This window comes from Aquabacterium sp., from assembly GCF_021768455.1.
Classification (GTDB): domain Bacteria; phylum Pseudomonadota; class Gammaproteobacteria; order Burkholderiales; family Burkholderiaceae_C; genus Aquabacterium.
The window spans coordinates 1-16,243 of record NZ_JAIZVX010000101.1 but is presented as its reverse complement, the minus strand read 5'-3'; the positions used below and the strand labels follow the sequence as shown (position 1 = coordinate 16,243).

The window sequence follows — 16,243 nt, the reverse complement described above, 5'->3', positions numbered from 1 at the left end:
GTACTGGTGCGAGGGGGTGACCAGGGTGATCTTGGGCGGGGGCAGGGCGCCCAGGCTTTGCCAGGCCAGGCCTTCGTCGTCCACCGGGATGGGCACGATCTGCGCGCCCAGCGAGAGCAGGGCGCTGCGCAGGCCCCAGTAGCAGGGGTCTTCCAGCCAGACGCGGTCGCCGGGCGAGGCCAGCAGGCGCAGGGTCAGGTCGATGGACTGGTGGCTGCCCGTGGTGACGATGACCTGTTCGGGCTCGCACTGCACCGAGCGCGCCGTGCGCAGGTGGGTGGCGATGGCCGCTCGCAGGGCGGGCAGGCCGCCGCCGGGCGCGTAGCTCAGCTGCTCGGGTGGGGCCTTGCGCCAGTAGCGGTTGTGCAGCCGGGTCCAGATGCGGGTGGGGAACTCGGTGACGTCGGGCACGCCGGGCATGAAGGCGCCCCATTGCCGGGTGGAGACGCTGCTGGTGGCCAGGAGCTCGCGCCCGCGCTGCGACAGGGCCTCGATGGCCTGCAGGGGCGAGGTGTGGCCGGCGGCGACGGTTTCCGGTGAGGCGAGCGCCGCGCTGGGGCGGCTGGCGCGGGGCGTGCGCCCCCGGTGGCCATGGACCCAGCCAGGCACGGCCACCATCTCGTCGCCCGAGAGGTCGGCCACCACCGTGCCACTGCCGCGCTGGCTCTGCACACAGCCTTCGACGGCCAGTTGGGCGTAGACCTCGATCACGGTGTTGCGCGCGATGCCCAGCTCGGCGGCCAGCAGGCGGCTGGAGGGCAGGCGGGTGCGCGCCGGCAGCTCGCCGCTGATCACGGCCTGGCGCAGCAGGCGCTGCAGCTGGCGGTAGACGGGCTCGGCGCTGTCGCGCGCAAGGCGCTGTTGCAGCCAGTCGGACAGGGCGGTGGTTTTCATGCGGTCGAGCCTGGTGCGTGGGGCCCGGCGTGTGCACCGATTCGGCCCAAAGTGGTTCCATGAAATTTACCAGAGTGGATCTCGCAAATGGGGCCAAATTTGCCTAATCTGCTCGCATGTTGAAGCGTCTGGCGGGCCACCATGGGCCCTGACAGCCCCCCGAGTGCCAGCCGCGCCTTCCGAACCACCCCCCAGCCGAGTCCTCTCATGTCCGCTTCTTCCGATTTCTCGCTCGATCCCGCTTTCGCCCAGGGCGTCAACGCCGACTGGCAGGCCCGCAAGAACGCCGCCACCCCGCGTGGCGTGGCCGTGGGCAACAGCTTCTACGCCGCCAAGGCGCTGAATGCCGAGCTGTGGGACATCGAAGGCCGCCGCTACATCGACTTCGGCAGCGGCATCGCCGTGCTCAACACCGGCCACCGTCACCCCAAGGTCACGGCCGCCGTGCGCGAGCAGCTGGAGCAGTTCACGCACACCGCTTACCAGGTCGTGCCCTATCCCTCCTATGTGGCCCTGGCCGAAGAGCTGAACCGCCGCACCCCCGGCACCCACGCCAAGAAGACCGCCTTCTTCACCACCGGCGCCGAAGCCGTTGAAAACGCCATCAAGATCGCCCGCGCCTTCACGGGCCGCACCGGCGTGATCGGCTTCAACGGCGGCTTCCACGGCCGCACCTTCATGGGCATGGCGCTGACCGGCAAGGTCGTGCCCTACAAGCGCGGTTTTGGCCCCTTCCCCGGTGAGATCTACCACGCCCCCTTCCCCAGCGAGCTGCATGGCGTGAGCGTGCAGGACGCCCTGGACGCGGTGCACGCCCTGTTCAAGTGCGACATCGATCCGGCCCGCGTGGCGGCCTTCATCTACGAGCCCGTGCAAGGCGAAGGCGGCTTCAACCCCGCCCCGGTGGAGTTCATCGCCGGCCTGCGCAAGATCGCCGATGAGCACGGCATCCTGCTGATCGCCGACGAAATCCAGACCGGCTTTGCCCGCACCGGCAAGCTGTTCGCCACCCACCACCACGATGTGCCGGTGGACCTGATCACCTTCGCCAAGAGCCTGGCCGGTGGCCTGCCGCTGTCGGGCGTGACCGGCCGTGCCGAGGTGATGGACATGGCCGAACCCGGTGGCCTGGGCGGCACCTACGCTGGCAACCCGCTGGCCGTGGCCGCGGCCCATGCCGTGCTGGATGCCATCGACACCGAAGGTCTGGAAGCCCGTGCCGTGGTGCTGGGCGACCGCCTGAAGGACCGCCTCAACGGCCTGAAGTCCGATCTGAAGCAGATCGCCGACGTGCGCGGCCCGGGCTCCATGGTGGCCGTCGAGTTCGTCGACCCCGCCACCGGCCACCCTGATGCCGCCTACACCAAGCGCGTGCAGACCGAGGCCCTGTCGCGCGGCCTGCTCTTGCTGATCTGCGGTGTCTACGGTAACGTGATCCGTTTCCTGCACCCGCTGACCACGGAAGACGCCGTCTTCAACGAAGGCCTGGACATCCTGGAAGCCGCCCTGTTTGCGGCCCGCGCCTGAGTTCACTCGGCCGTCATCCCTCAGACACCACCGGATCACCCCATGAGCTTCCTGCAAGACCCCGATCTGCTGCGCCAGCAGGCCTACCTCGACGGCCGCTGGGTCGACGCCGACAACCGCGAAACCCTGCCCGTGACCAACCCGGCCACGGGTGAGGTGCTGGGCAGCGTCCCCCTGATGGGCGCGGCCGAAACCGAGCGCGCCATCGCGGCCGCCAACGCCGCCTGGCCCGCCTGGCGTGCCCTGACGGCCAAGGCCCGCGGCGCCCTGCTGCAGAAATGGCTGCAGCTGATCCAGGCCCACACGGAAGACCTGGCCCTGCTGATGACCACGGAACAGGGCAAGCCCCTGGCCGAGGCTCGGGGCGAGGTGGGCTACGCCGCCTCCTTCATCGAGTGGTTTGCCGAAGAGGGCAAGCGCCTGTATGGCGAGACCATCCCCAGCCCGCTGGCCGACCGCAAGCTGCTGGTGACGCGTGAGCCCATTGGTGTCTGCGCCGCGATCACGCCCTGGAACTTCCCGCTGGCCATGATCACCCGCAAGGTGGCACCGGCCCTGGCCGCTGGCTGCCCGATCATCGTCAAGCCGGCCGAGTCGACCCCCTTCTCGGCCCTGGCCCTGGCCGTGCTGGCCGAGCGGGCCGGCATCCCTGCCGGCGTGCTGCAGGTGGTGACGGGTGACCCGCGTGCCATCGGGGTGGCGCTCACCTCGAGCCCCGTGGTGCGCAAGCTGAGCTTCACCGGTTCGACCGAAGTCGGCCGCCTGCTGTATGCCCAGTCGGCCCCGACGATCAAGAAGCTCTCGCTGGAGCTGGGCGGCAACGCGCCCTTCATCGTCTTCGACGACGCCGACCTGGACGCCGCCGTGCAAGGCGCGATCATCTCGAAGTTCCGCAACGCCGGCCAGACCTGCGTGTGCGCCAACCGCCTGTATGTGCACGACAAGGTCTATGACGCCTTCGCCGAGAAGCTGGTCAAGGCCGTGTCCGAGCTGAAGGTGGGCGATGGCCGCACCGCCGGCGTCACGCAAGGCCCGCTGATCGACCGCGCTGCGCTGGCCAAGGTGGAAGACCACATCGACAATGCCGTGAGCCAGGGCGCCCGCGTGCTGCTGGGCGGCAAGCGTTCCGAGCTGGGTGGCACCTTCTTCGAGCCGACCGTGCTGGTGGACGTGCCCGCCCACGCCAAGGTCGCCAAGGAAGAGACCTTCGGCCCGCTGGCCCCGCTGTTCCGCTTCCACTCTGACGAGGAAGTGGTGCAGCTGGCCAACGACACCGAATTCGGCCTGGCCAGCTACTTCTACAGCCGCGATGTGGGCCGCATCTTCCGCGTGGCCGAGGCCCTGGAGTACGGCATGGTGGGCGTCAACACCGGGCTGATCTCCAATGAGGTCGCACCCTTTGGTGGCGTCAAGCAATCGGGCCTGGGGCGCGAAGGTTCGCGCCACGGCATCGAGGACTACCTCGTGACCAAATACGTGGCCCTCGCCGGTCTTTGATCGGCCTCAGGCGCAGACGCAGCATCCCTGCTAGGCTGCGCAGCTTGCATCGAGGGCGCCGCGTGGCGCCCTTGTCCGTTTTGACCTGCGGAGTGGCGTGTGGATCGTTTGAAGGGGACGGCACTGATGATGCTGTCGGCCACCGGTTTCGGTGTGATGGTGCTGTTTTCGCGCACGGCCAGCGAAGAGGGCGTGGACCCGGCCAGCCTGCTCTTCATGCGCCTGGGCATCGCGGCCCTGGTGCTGCTGACCATGGCCTGGCGCCGCCAGGTGGCCTGGCCCACGGGCCGCTCGGTCTGGGTGGCGGCGGCCATGGGTGCCATCTTCTGCGTCAATGCGCTGGCCTATTTCCTGGCGCTCAATGAGGGCGCGGCGGCCTCGGTGGCGGCGGTGTTCTTCTGTTACCCCGTGTTCGTGGCCCTGCTGGGCTGCCTGATCAGCCGTCGCCTGATGGACGCCCGCAGCGCCCTCTGCACGGCGCTGGCCGTGCTGGGCTGCTGGCTCACGGTGGTGCCGGCCAAGGGCGAGGCGGCCTCGCTGCCCGGGCCGGCCCTGGCCCTGGCGCTGAGCTCGGCGGCGCTGTATGCCGTCTACGTGCTGCTGTCGCGTTCGCTGAGCACCCGCAGCGACCCGCTGGCCCAGGCCGGGGTGATCACGGCCAGCTCGGCCGTGTGCCTGGGCCTCATCGTCGCGGCCCAGGGGCTGAACCACCCGGTCAGCTGGCTGGGCTGGGCCTGTGTGGTGGCCCTGGCCCTGTTTTCGACCGTGGTTTCCATCACGGCCTTCCTGGCGGGGGCCCGCATCCTGGGCACGACCCGCGCGGCGGCGCTGTCTGCGGCCGAACCCGTGGTCACGGCGCTCACGGCCTGGGTGGCCTTTGGCGAGGCCCTCTCGCCCCTGGCCTGGCTGGGCATGGCCCTGGTGGTGGGCTCGGTCGTGATCTCGACCTTGGCGCCCCAGCCGGCGCCGTCTTCGTCGGCGGCCATCCAGGGTTGAGGCGGGGTACGGTCCCACATCGGTCCCACGGCCGAGGCGGCATCCAGTACAGTTCGCATCCGGCTCGGGCGAAAGCCCCGCCGTGTGCGGCGGCCTGTGCGCCCTGCCTGGCCTCCTGAAACCGCTTATCCGAGCCCCATGACCGACCACTACGCCGCCCTTGGCCTGGCCAGCGACGCCACACTGGCCGATGTGAAAAAGGCCTTCCGCCAGAAGGCCTCGCAGTACCACCCCGACCGCAACACCTCGCCTGAGGCGCCGGCGCGTTTCCGTGCCGTGCAGGAGGCTTACGATGTGCTCTCGGACACCGACAAGCGCCAGGCCTACGACGACAATCGGCGGCGCAACCTGCTCGACAGCCCGATCGACACCGCCCGCGAGATCTGGCAACGCTACATCGCAGGCGTGACCGGGCAGGCTTGAACCCGCCGCCTCCGGCCCCCACCTGCGCCACCGGCTTCATGGCGCCCCGCCTCCTGGCCCCACCGATTTTCCTTTCGCCCCGATGAACCTCTCTCCCGCCTTTCACCAGTTGCGCTCCGCCTACCAGGCCGAGCTCGACGACCTCAGCTTCGACTCCGAGGGCCGCGACGTGCTGCGCCAGCGCCTGGCCGACAAGCGCAAGTCGGTCGACTTCCTGCTGCAGATGACCGAGGTGGCGCCCGAGATGGTGGCGCCGGTCTTCCACCAGGCCTTCGGCTTCAAGGAACCGGGCCTGATGAACCAGCTCGTGAGCCTGGAGCTCGACGACCTGCCCGAGTGGGACGAGGTCAGCGCCAGCATCACCCTGGCCCCCTGGGCCACCAGCCTGGTCCAGACCTTCCTGAAGCAGGCCGATGGCCAGCGCTTCATGGTGATCGCCGCGGCCCTGGCCTACCTGCACGACAAGCCGGGTGCGGCAGGGGCCTCGTCTTCGGGCGATGACGACGACGAGCACGACCACGAGGAAGACGATGACGGCGACCACCTCGACAGCGACGACGACAACCGCCGTGAAAGCGACGACGACGGCCGCAGCGCCGAAGAAGCCGGTGCCGACTGGCTGGAGCAACAGGGTTTCGACCGCAAAGACTGACCGGGACACGCCATGAGCCGCCTTGCCATCATCGAAAAAACGCAAAGCCTGATCGCCTCGGGCGACATCGTCGGGGCGGAATCCGCCCTGGTCGAACTGGCCGACAAGGAGGGCGATGGCGCCCTGGTCGAGGTGCTGGCCCAGTTGCCGCCCAAAGACATCCTGGCCGTGATCCGCGAGTACGACCCCTCGAAGGAGTCCATCGTCAACCTGCTGATCACGCCCGAGCAGTTCGCCCGCGCCGTGGTCATCGAGAAGCGCTACAAAGACCTCACCCGCACCCACCTGCGCGGCATGGTGAACTCGGTCATCTTCCGTGAAGACGCCGACCCGATCGAGTTCCTCACCGCCGTGGGCGACCTCGAAGGCGGCGCCGAAGCCCTGGCCGACTACTTCACCGAAAAGTGGAGCCGCATCGAGGCCTTTGCCCGCACCGGCACCTTCGATTACATGGAAGACGACGGCCAGATGATCTCGGAGTCGGCCCTGCTGGCCTCGGCTTACGCCCGCCCGGTGCTGCAGCACGACGAGGTCTCGGACCAGGACTGGATGGAGCTGGCCTGGTTGCTGCGCTACCAGCTGCCCGACCTGTTCACCGAGATGCTGCTGGTGCTGCGCGCCAAGGCCGCCCGCGGTGAAGACGCCGAGGAAGACGAGGAAGAAGAAGGCGACGGCAAGGTCAACCTGAGCGAGACCGACTTCGGCCGCGTCACCACCGTGGTGCTGGACTCGGACGAAGAGTCCGCCATCTGAGCCCGGAGTTGCGCATGGCCGAGAACCTCTCCAACACCCCCGCGGCCGTCTCGCTCTACGACGCGCGCCCCTTCTTCGAGAAGGCGCTGCAGTACGGCCTGCAGCACGGGCTGATCGACCAGGCCAAGCTTGCCGCCATCAACGAGAGCGCGCCCAAGGGCATGGTGCAGATCGCAGGCTACTTCGGCAGCGAGTACCTGCGCCCCGAACTCGAGCGCGCCCGCGAGCGCATGGTCAACCTGGTCAGCCTGTTCCTGGAAGACAGCTGCGGCGGCGACCTGCGTGCGGCCGCCGAGTCCCTGCGCGACCACAGCTTCCTGTCGCGCTCCAAGGGCGGCTCGGACATGCTCAAGCGCCTGATCGCCATGCCTAAGACCAGCCACTTCGGCATGAACGAGCAGCACGGCTTCACCGACGACCACATCCCCCAGCTGGCCAAGTGGACGCTGCGCAGCCTGCCCGAGTACCGTGCCGAGCTGGCCCAGCGCCGCCATGCCGCCAGCCTGTTGGCCGCCGCCACCTGGTTTGCCGAAACCCTGGAGGCCGATGCCGAGGACCTGGAAGACGCCGGTGCCGAGGCCGAGGCCGTGGTGCGCTCGGCCCTGCTGGTGCGCGCCGCCGGCCGCAAGGCCCTGCCGGACTGGCCTGTGTTCGAGTCCGTGATCCAGGCCCTGCGTGCCAAGCCGGCGCTGGCCACACCGGCGGGCATCGTGATCCCGCCCAAGCTGCCTGAGGCCTTGCGCGAGGTGGTGGAAGGCGTGCGCCAAAGTCTGCTGGCAGACCTGCCCAAATTGCTCGACACCAGCCTGCCGCTGCGCAAGCGCATGGCCCAGCCCGCCTTCATGGGCCGCTACTTCTGGATCGAAGACGCGCTGACCGAACTCGACCACCACGAGCGCACCGCCTCGCCCGAGTGGACGGCGGCCACCGGCGGCCAGACCGACGAAGACGCCCTGCTGACGATGTTCCTGCACCTGGCCGTGGGCAACAAGCCCAAGACCAGCCTGACCGAAACCGCCGCCGCCACCCTGGTGCGCAAGGCCCGCAAGCAGGGCCTGCAGCCGGCACTGGCCACGCAGTTCATCGAGGCCTACGCACCCGGTGCCCTGCGCGAAGGCCTGGTCGCCGTGTGGCTGGATTTCGTGAGCGAAGCCCAGCCCCTGCTGCGCAGCGACGCCATCACCGCCCAGAACGACGCCCTGGCGCTGCTGCGCCGGGAGTGCGTGGTCAGGCAGGCGAAGGCCTGAGCCGGGCGGCGATCTCGCTGATCAGGCCGCGCACATGCGCCTGCAGCGGGTGCTGCGCATTGCGGCGGTGCCAGACCATGTCCACCGAGATCCGCAACGGTGGCTCGGTGCGCACCGGCCCGACGACGATGCCCTCCTGGGGGTAGAGGTCGGCGTACAGGGCGGGCTGCACCGACACCAGCGGGGCCTGTTTCAGCACGCGCGACACGGCCACCAGGCTGGTCGCTGACACCACCACATGGCGGGTCAGGCCATGGGCGGCAAAGCAGTGGTCGACCACGCTGGCCGCTTCGCCTCGGTGGCTGCTCACCACGTGAGCCTGCGACGCCAGGTCGGCCAGGGTGGCCGGCTCCGGCAGCGTGAGCTGCGCGGGTGCATACAGGTAGTTGAAGCCCGATTGCAGCAGATTGACCTGTTGGTGCCAGCTGCGCAGCGGCAGGGTGGCGGCCACCACCACGATGTCGACCTCGTCTTCGTCCAGCGCCGATTGCAGCTGTTCGACTTCCAGCAACTGGGCGCGCAGCCGCACACCGGGCGCCTGCGTGCGCAGTGCCGCCATCAGCGGCGGCAGGATCAGGGCCTCAAGTCCGTCCGGGATGGACACCCGCACCAGGCCTTCGGCCAAGGCCGGGTCGAAGGGCTCGTCGTGCAGCAGGAAGTGGGCGCTTTCGTTCAGCCAGGCGCGCACGCGGGGCCCCAGGGCCACGGCCCGGGCGGTGGGCACCATGCGCTTGCCGCTGCGCACGAAGAGCGCGTCGTCCAGCAGGGTTCGCAGGCGGGCCAGGGCATGGCTCATGGCCGGTTGGCCAATGAACAGGCGCTCGGCGGCCAGCCCCACGTGCTCGGTGGCCATGAGGGCATCGAAGGCCACCAACAGGTTCAGGTCGATGCGCCGGAAATCTGCGTGTCGAACATCGTTTTGGTGCATGACCTGAATGAATTCAATCGATTTGATTGATTCTAGGTGCGATTTGACAATGGCGTGGCCCCTCCCGATCCCGCCATGAACCACGCCCCTCCGCGCCTTCGCCAGTTGCACCTGCTCACGCTGGCCTCCCTGGTGTTCCTTGAATACCTGCAGAGCGTGATGGCCTCCTTCGGGGCGCGCTACATCATGGGCGGCATCGAGGCTGCGCCCGAGGAGTTCAGCCTGGCCGCCGCGGTCTATGCGGGCGTGGCGGTGGTGATGATCTTCCAGCACCGCTGGCTGGTGCAGCGCCTGGGTTATCGCCATTTCATCCGCCTGTCGTTGCTGGTGTTTGCGCTCGGTGCGCTGCTCACGGGCCTGGCGGTCGATGTGCCGGGCTACATCGCGGGCCGGGCGGTGCAGGCCGTCGGCGGCGCGGCCTTCTTCACGGCCGGCCGGGTGCAGGTCAACCACTACCGTGGCCCTGAGCGCCTCCTGGCCATCCGCCGCTTTGCCCTGGGTCTTTTTGGCGGCGTGGGTCTGGCACCCTTCCTGGCCGCCCATGCCATCGACGCCTGGGGCTGGCGCGCCCTCTTTCTCCCGATGGTGCCCGTGAGCCTGGCGGTGCTGGCCCTGGCCGAATGGGGCATGCCCGACCACGAGCCCGCTCAGGACGACCGCCCCAGCGAGGTCCACGTGGGGGGCACGGCGGTGCTGATCGCCGGCATCTTCGGGCTGCAGTTCGTGCTTGAGCGCGTCCAGTACGACGTTTTCTCGGCCAGCGCCTTGCTGTGGGGACTGGGTGTGACCGCCGCCCTGGGCCTGGGCGCCTTCGTGTGGCACGACTGGCGGCGCCACGATGCCCTGATCCCGTATCACCGCTTTGTGGATGGCCGCTTCGCTGTGGGCCTGGCCGTCTATTTCTTTTGCTACGTGGTCTCGGCCTTCAGCAGTTACCTGACCCCGGTCTTCCTGGTGCAGGGCCTGGGCTTCACGGTCACCTCCAGCGGCTGGTTGCTGGCGGCGGCCTCCCTGATGGGCCTGCTGACCATGCGGGTGCACTTTCACCTCTTGGTGCGCCACCCGCGGCTCAAGCACTTCCTGTGGTTTGCGCTGGCGATCCTGTGCGTGTTCGGCGGTTGGATGAGCAGCCTGGACGGCGAGGTCACGCAGCAGGCGCTGTTCTGGCCACTGTGGCTGAGCAACGGCGTCTTCCTGGCAGTGGCCCAAGGCACCGCGGCCTTTGGCACCTTCCGCCATGTGGACGAAGCGGTGTTCTCCCAGGCCTACCAGGTCAAGAACGCGATGCGCGAGGTGGCCAATGCCACCGGGGTGTCGCTCGCCACGGTGGTGCTGCAAATGCGCAGTTCCTTGCACTTCCAGCACCTGGCCGAGAGCACGGCGCACCTGCTGCCCTGGTATGGCCAGGCCACGACCGATCCCCTTCACCTGCTGGACAGCGCCCAGCCTGCGGCCACCAGCCTCACGCAGCTGTCCCAGCTCATGACCCAGCAGGCCACGGTGATGGCCTGCCTGGATGGCTACCGCGGCCTGTGCCTGGTGGCCGTGCTGGCGGGCCTCGCCTTGGCCGCCCAGAAGAAGTTCACCTGATCGGTGCGTGGCGTGCCCGGCTGGCAGGTGCCACGCACTCCCCCTGTGTTGCCAGCATCGTTGCAAGGAGCCTGACATGGCCTCGAACCGCTTGAACCTGTCTCACCAACCCGCTTTCCTGACCCGTGCGCTGCTGTGGTCGGCCCTGGGCCTGGCCGCGGTGGCCACCCAGGCCCGCGCCGAGCCCCCCTGTCCCCTGGACCCGCCTGCGGCCCAGGGCGCGCGCTCGCTGACCCGTGCCGAGGTCGAGGCCGACCTCATCGTGTGGCAACAGGCGGGCGCCGACCGCTTCATGCACGATGGCCGCGGTCAGGATGACCCGGCCTACGAAGCGGCTTACGCCCGCTACCTGAGCCTGCGCCATGGCCCGGCCTACCAGGCGGTGCTGGCCCAGCTTACGGGCACAGCCGAGACCACCTCGGCCTCAGCGAACCGTGTAGCCCCGAGCGTCAAGGCAGGCGGCCAGTCCGCGCTGGAACACGCTGGGGTCTCGGTCGGCACCCGCCTGCGTTGAGGCCCACTGCATGCAGGCCTGGCGATCGGCCTGCGTCAGTGCGGCGCTCTGCCCTTGCCGGGGGTAGAGGATCAGTTCCGGGTTGGCCCGTGGGGTGCTGCTGCCAACGCTGGTGGACCCGCTGGCCGTGCTCGGCGCCACCACCGTGGGCGGCACCGGGCTGGCATCTGCCGGTGCCTCGATGACCTCGTAGCCTTGATCCGGCAGCGGCCGGTAGTAGACCCCGTTGGCGTAATAACAAGGCTGGCCGCCCACCCACAGCGTGACCGCCGCCTGCGGCAGGATGGGCAGCACCACGCCCACCGGCGGGGTGATCACGACAAAGCCTGCACCGCGGGGCTGGTACCAGACCCCCGCATTGAAGTACAGGCGCCCACTCCCAAAGACCACGCTCAGGCTGTTGAGCGGCAGGCCGCGCACGGCCCAGCCCGGTTGAGGGTAATAGTGGTCGTGGTGGTAGCGGCCATCGAGCACGAAGCCGGGGCGTCCGTCGCGTCCGTCGCGATCGGGGCCACCGAAGCCGCCCCGTCCACCGGGCCCATCGGCGTGGGCGGCCAGCGTGGCCAGCACGCACAAGGCCAGCGCCAGGGCGCCACGGCGAGGCAGGGACAAAGCATTCAAGCGCATGGTGTTCTCCGCAAACGGGCCCGGGCGGCCCCATGGCCAGATCATGCGCGGGGCGTGTGAAGGGGGTGCCCCACCTGTGTCAAGTTGTGTGTCGCAGGGGCTGGAGGCTCAAGTCGGGCTTTCATGTGCCGACATCCTTGCATCGGCTTTGCCAAGCCTGCGGCGCCGGACTTTTGCTCTCTCGGCGCAATCTTCTGGAGCCCTCACCCATGTCCCGTATGTCGATCGGTCAGCGTCTGGCCATCGGATTTGCCGCCATCCTCCTCCTCGCCATGGCGATCCTGGCCATTGGCCTGTGGCGCCTGCACGAAACCGGCCGCAGCACCGAGGCCATGATGGCCCAGCCCCTGGCCAAGGAGCGCCTCGTCAACGACTGGTACGCCAACGTCAATGCCGGCGTGCGCCGCACCATGGCCATCGCGCGCAGCGCCGATGCCAGCCTGGTCGATTTCTTCAAGGAAGAGATGGCCACCTCGACGGCCGCATCGAGCAAATACCAGAAGGCCATCGAGGCCCTGGTGGAAGGGGCTCAGGAAGAGGCCATGTTCAAGGACATTGGCGAGCGCCGCAAACAGTTCCTGGCTGTACGAGGGGAGATCAACCAGCTCAAGACGGCGGGCGAGAGTGAGCAGGCGCTGAAGGCGCTGGACAGCAAGCTGGTGCCCGTGGCCAGGGCCTACCTCGACAGCATGCAGGCCTTCCAGACCCTGCAGCGCGACGCCATCGACGCGCACGCGAGAGACGTCCATGCACGCAACGAAGCCGGCAGCCGCCTGCTGCTGGGGCTGGGCCTGGTGACGCTCATGCTGGGTGGGGTCTGCGCCTGGGTCATCACCCGCAGCATCACCGTGCCGCTGCGTGAGGCCGTGGCCGCTGCCCAGCGCGTGGCCGCAGGTGACCTCAGCGCCCGCCTGCACAGCGAAGCGAGGGACGAGACCGGCGTGCTGCTGCGTGCCCTGCAGGAGATGCAGGCCCAGCTCGTGGGCGTGGTCAGCCATGTGCGGGGCAATGCCGAAAGCGTGGCCACCGCCAGCACCGAAATCGCCCAGGGCAACCTCAACCTGAGCCAGCGCACCGAGCAGCAGGCCGCCGCCCTGCAGCAGACCGCCGCCACCATGGACCAGCTCAGCGCCACCGTTCGCCACAACGCCGACAACGCCCTGCAGGCCAACACCCTGGCCTCGGGCGCCAGCGAGATCGCGGCCCAGGGCGGTGTGGTGGTGGGCGAGGTGGTCGACACCATGCGCGCCATCAACCAGAGCGCCAAGCAGATCTCCGACATCATCGCGGTGATCGATGGCATCGCCTTCCAGACCAACATCCTGGCGCTGAACGCCGCGGTGGAAGCGGCCCGTGCGGGCGAACAAGGCCGCGGTTTTGCCGTGGTGGCTGGCGAGGTGCGGGCCCTGGCCCAGCGCAGTGCCGAGGCGGCGAAAGAGATCAAGACCCTGATCACGCACAGCGTCGAGCAGGTGGAGCAGGGCACGAGCCTGGTGGACCGCGCCGGTGGCACCATGGGCGAGATCGTGGCGGCCATCCAGCGCGTGAGCGCCATCGTCGCCGAAATCAGCTCGGCCAGTTCAGAGCAGAGCGATGGCGTGAGCCAGGTGGGGCAGGCCGTGTCCCTGATGGACCAGGCCACGCAGCAGAACGCGGCCCTGGTGGAGCAAAGCGCCGCTGCGGCCGAGAGCCTGAAGCAGCAGGCCGGCCACCTGGTTCAGGCCGTGGCCGTCTTCAAGCTGGCGCGGGCCTGAGGTCAGAGGCCATCGGTGCGCCGCCGATGGCGCCCTGGAAATGGGCCAGCGCCGCCCGGTCGGTGGCGAACACCAGGCCCGCAGGGCAGGGGGGCTCGGCCAGCTGGGCCAGCCTTGCCTGCACCGGTTGTTTGAGCGCACACAGGCTGAGCTGGATGCCCGCCTGTTTCAGCCGGGCCGAGAGCCGTTGCAGGGCCAGGGCCCCGCTGGCGTCGATGTCGTTGATGCCGCTGCCACACAGCAGCACCGTGTGCAGCCCCGTGGCCGTGCGGCAGCGCCCCTCCACTTCGCGCAACAAGGCCGAGGCCGTGAGGAAGCTCAGGGCCGCGTCCATGCGCAAAGCCAGCAGGCCGGGGGCCAGCGCCGGCAGGCCAAAACGCTGCCGACAACGCAGGCTGCCATCGGCATGGAGGCCCACTTCGACGATGCGCGGCTGCATGCGCCGCCACAAAAAGGCCACCATGCTCAGGCCCACGCCCGTGAACACGCCCCATTGCATCTGGGGCGCGGCCAGCAAGGTGGCGGCGAAGGTGGCCGCAGCCAGGGCCGCATCGGGCCGCGACAGGCGCCACAGCTGGCGCAGACCGGGCCCGTCGACCAGGCCCAGCACCGGTGCGATCACCATGGCCGCCAGCACCGAGCGGGGCAGGCCGCCCAGTGCTTCGGTGAGCCACAGCAGGCAAGCCAGCACGCACAGCACGCTGAACAGGGTGGACCAGGCGCTGCGCGCGCCCACGAAGACGTTGAGCGCGGTGCGCGAAAACGAGGCGCTCACGGGAAAGGCCCCGCTGAAGGCGCTGGCCAGCTTGGCCAGACCCTGGCCACACAGTTCCTGGTTTTCATCCCAGGGTTGGGGCTGTTGTCGGGCCAGTGCCTGGCAGCTGGAGAGCGCCTCGGTGAAGCCAATCAAGGCGATCACCAGGGCCGCCGGCCACAGGGCGCGGTGCTGGTCAAAGCCCAAGGGGGGCAGCCCGGTCAGCGTGGGCAGGCCGGCGGACAAAGACCCCACCACGGATCCCCCTCGCGCCGCATGGCCTGTGGACCAGCTGACCAGGATGCCCAGGACCGTCACCAGGACGAAACCGGGGAAGGTGGGCCAGCGCCGCCGCTGCCACACCAGAAAGCACAGGGCTCCCAGGCCCAGGGCCAGGTCCAGCACCCAGGGGCTGGCCAGCATGCTGGCGCCCGTCAGCCCAAACAGGCTCACCCCATGAGCCAGAGGCGGCATCCAGCCCGCATGCAGGCCCAGCAGGGCGGGGGTCTGCGACCAGGCGATCAGCACGGCCGCGGCGTGCACGAAGCCCGTCATCACCGGGTGGGAGACGAGGTCGACCAGGCGGCCCAGGCCGGCGAGGCCCATGGCCAGCTGCATCAGCCCCGCATACAGCGAGAGCCACATCGCCAGGGCCACCCATTCGGTGCTGCCCGGTGTGGCCAGCCCTTGCAGCGAGGCCGCGGTCAGCAGGCTGGTGAGGGCCACGGGGCCCACCGCCAGCAAGGGGGCCGAGCCCCACAGCACGCCGACCAGGGCCGGCCAGAGGGCCGCATACAGACCGGTCTCGGGCGGCATGCCGGCCAGGGCCGCGTAGGCCACGGCCTGTGGCACCAGCACCAGGCCCACGCTGCAGCCGGCGCGGGCGTCCTGCACGAGGCTGCGCCAGCTGGGCCGCGGCCAGTTCAGGCAGGGCAGCAGCGTGGCCCATGACCGGTGACGCAGGAGGCTCGGGCGCACAGGTTCAGAACTTGTGGCGCATGCCGACGCGGATGTCGGACTGCCGGTTCGTGGTCGAGTTGCCGAAGGAGTAGCCGATCACCGCGTCCACGTCCTTGGAGGCCTGCAGCACGTCGCCCGAGATGTAGACGGCGGTGCGCTTGCTCAGGGCCATCGACAGGCCGGCCGAGAGCTGGTTCCAGCGGTGCCCTTCAAAGGTGGTGTGCTGGAAGCCTGTCTGCGCCTGCACGGCCGGCGTGAAGTTCCAGGTGCCGCCCACTTCGTAGACGTGCATCGTGGACTCGGTGCCGTAGCCCTTGAAGGTCGTGGCGGTCGTGTTGGCCATCAGGGCCAGGGGGCCCTCGGCGTACTGGGCGCCCAGGGCCACGATGGTCTGGCTGTCGACCGGCAGGGCCGCATCGGTGGCCACGGTCTGTCCCAGGAACTGCGTCACGCCAATGGCCCAGTAGGGGTAGATGGCGGCCAGGCCCGAGGGGTTGTTCAGGCGAGAGATGGCCAGGCCCGTGGTGAAGGCGCCGCTGGTGTAGTGGGCGCCTGCGCTCCAGGAGGAGCCCGCGCGCAGGCTGCCGGCGGTCTCGCCGAAGGCGTACTGTGCGCCCACGTTGAAGCCCTGCACCGTGGGGCTGCTGTACTTGACCGAGTTCTTGAAGCGGTCCATGTTGAAGCGGTCGAAGTCGCCCTGGTGGATGGCGTAGCCGCTGGCGAAGGCCGAGACGTTGAACTCTTCCGTGTAGTCGGCGATGAAGTCGTACTGGTTGCCCAGGCTCAGCGTGCCCCAGTCGCCACTCAGGCCCACCAGCGACTGGCGGCCGAACATGGTGCCGCCCTGGCGCAGCGCGCCGTTGTCGACGCGGAAGCCGTTCTCCAGGATGAAGCTGGCCTTGAGGCCGCCGCCCAGGTCCTCCACGCCCTTGAAGCCCAGGCGGTTGCCGATGCTGACGCTGTCGTCGAGTTTGGTGTTGCGTGCGCCGCCTTCGTTGCTGACGATGGTGATGCCGGCATCGAGGGCACCGTAGACGGTAACGCTCTGGGCCTGGACCAGGCCGCTGCCGGCGCTCAGCACGGTGCACAGCGCAGCGCAGGGGGTGGCGCGCAAGGCGCCGGGGAAG

The 16,243-nt window shown here is 69.2% G+C and carries 15 protein-coding genes; 10 read left to right on the top strand and 5 right to left on the bottom strand.

Annotation, left to right across the window (positions count from 1 at the left end; all coding sequences use genetic code 11):
- A partial coding sequence (locus QZ994_RS13545; protein ID WP_290872459.1) for a PLP-dependent aminotransferase family protein occupies positions 1–894 on the bottom strand: 894 nt, incomplete at its 3' end.
- A 207-nt stretch (positions 895–1,101) separates the two neighbouring features.
- Between QZ994_RS13545 and gabT the strand changes: the two genes are divergently transcribed.
- The 7 genes from gabT to QZ994_RS13510 all read left to right on the top strand — a co-directional run bounded on the left by gabT (position 1,102) and on the right by QZ994_RS13510 (position 7,989).
- A complete protein-coding gene (gene gabT / locus QZ994_RS13540) occupies positions 1,102–2,421 on the top strand; it encodes a 4-aminobutyrate--2-oxoglutarate transaminase (protein WP_290872456.1) in 1,320 nt (439 codons plus the stop codon).
- Between the two features lie 42 nt (positions 2,422–2,463).
- Complete coding sequence (locus QZ994_RS13535) at positions 2,464–3,918, top strand: NAD-dependent succinate-semialdehyde dehydrogenase (protein WP_290872453.1); 1,455 nt, start codon at positions 2,464–2,466, stop codon at positions 3,916–3,918.
- A 99-nt stretch (positions 3,919–4,017) separates the two neighbouring features.
- Positions 4,018–4,914 (top strand): DMT family transporter, encoded by an 897-nt coding sequence (locus QZ994_RS13530; protein WP_290872450.1) that lies wholly within the window; start codon positions 4,018–4,020, stop codon positions 4,912–4,914.
- Between the two features lie 138 nt (positions 4,915–5,052).
- Complete coding sequence (locus QZ994_RS13525; protein WP_290872447.1) at positions 5,053–5,337, top strand: DnaJ domain-containing protein; 285 nt, start codon at positions 5,053–5,055, stop codon at positions 5,335–5,337.
- An 82-nt stretch (positions 5,338–5,419) separates the two neighbouring features.
- The gene (locus QZ994_RS13520; protein ID WP_290872444.1) at positions 5,420–5,989 is read left to right on the top strand and encodes a hypothetical protein; all 570 of its coding nucleotides are present in this window, start codon (positions 5,420–5,422) and stop codon (positions 5,987–5,989) included.
- Between the two features lie 12 nt (positions 5,990–6,001).
- Positions 6,002–6,742: a hypothetical protein gene (locus QZ994_RS13515; RefSeq protein ID WP_290872441.1), complete on the top strand. Its 741-nt coding sequence runs from the start codon at positions 6,002–6,004 to the stop codon at positions 6,740–6,742.
- A gap of 14 nt (positions 6,743–6,756) precedes the next feature.
- Entirely contained in the window at positions 6,757–7,989 is a 1,233-nt protein-coding gene (locus QZ994_RS13510; protein ID WP_290872438.1) for a hypothetical protein, read from the top strand.
- Here QZ994_RS13510 and QZ994_RS13505 read toward each other — a convergent pair.
- Positions 7,970–8,917, bottom strand: a complete 948-nt coding sequence (locus QZ994_RS13505) for a LysR family transcriptional regulator (protein WP_290872435.1) — start codon at positions 8,915–8,917, stop codon at positions 7,970–7,972. The two genes, QZ994_RS13510 and QZ994_RS13505, sit on opposite strands and share 20 nt — an antisense overlap.
- A gap of 75 nt (positions 8,918–8,992) precedes the next feature.
- Here QZ994_RS13505 and QZ994_RS13500 point away from each other — a divergent pair, with 75 nt between their 5' ends.
- A complete protein-coding gene (locus QZ994_RS13500) occupies positions 8,993–10,507 on the top strand; it encodes an MFS transporter (protein WP_290872432.1) in 1,515 nt (504 codons plus the stop codon).
- 76 nt (positions 10,508–10,583) lie between these two features.
- The gene (locus QZ994_RS13495; RefSeq protein WP_290872429.1) at positions 10,584–11,021 is read left to right on the top strand and encodes a DUF4148 domain-containing protein; all 438 of its coding nucleotides are present in this window, start codon (positions 10,584–10,586) and stop codon (positions 11,019–11,021) included.
- Here the strand turns inward: QZ994_RS13495 and QZ994_RS13490 are convergent.
- Entirely contained in the window at positions 10,932–11,648 is a 717-nt protein-coding gene (locus QZ994_RS13490) for a DUF6515 family protein (protein ID WP_290872426.1), read from the bottom strand. The genes QZ994_RS13495 and QZ994_RS13490 overlap by 90 nt on opposite strands.
- 209 nt (positions 11,649–11,857) lie before the next feature.
- On the opposite strand from QZ994_RS13490, the gene QZ994_RS13485 reads away from it, so the two are divergent.
- Positions 11,858–13,402 (top strand): methyl-accepting chemotaxis protein, encoded by a 1,545-nt coding sequence (locus QZ994_RS13485; protein ID WP_290872423.1) that lies wholly within the window; start codon positions 11,858–11,860, stop codon positions 13,400–13,402.
- On the opposite strand, the gene QZ994_RS13480 is transcribed toward QZ994_RS13485, so the two are convergent.
- Together QZ994_RS13480 and QZ994_RS13475 are read right to left on the bottom strand one after the other, a co-directional pair.
- On the bottom strand, positions 13,383–15,134 hold the full coding sequence (locus QZ994_RS13480) for a SulP family inorganic anion transporter (protein ID WP_290872419.1): 1,752 nt from the start codon (positions 15,132–15,134) through the stop codon (positions 13,383–13,385). The genes QZ994_RS13485 and QZ994_RS13480 overlap by 20 nt on opposite strands.
- Positions 15,135–15,138: 4 nt before the next feature.
- Entirely contained in the window at positions 15,139–16,197 is a 1,059-nt protein-coding gene (locus QZ994_RS13475) for a porin (RefSeq protein WP_290872462.1), read from the bottom strand.
- Positions 16,198–16,243 lie beyond the last annotated feature (46 nt).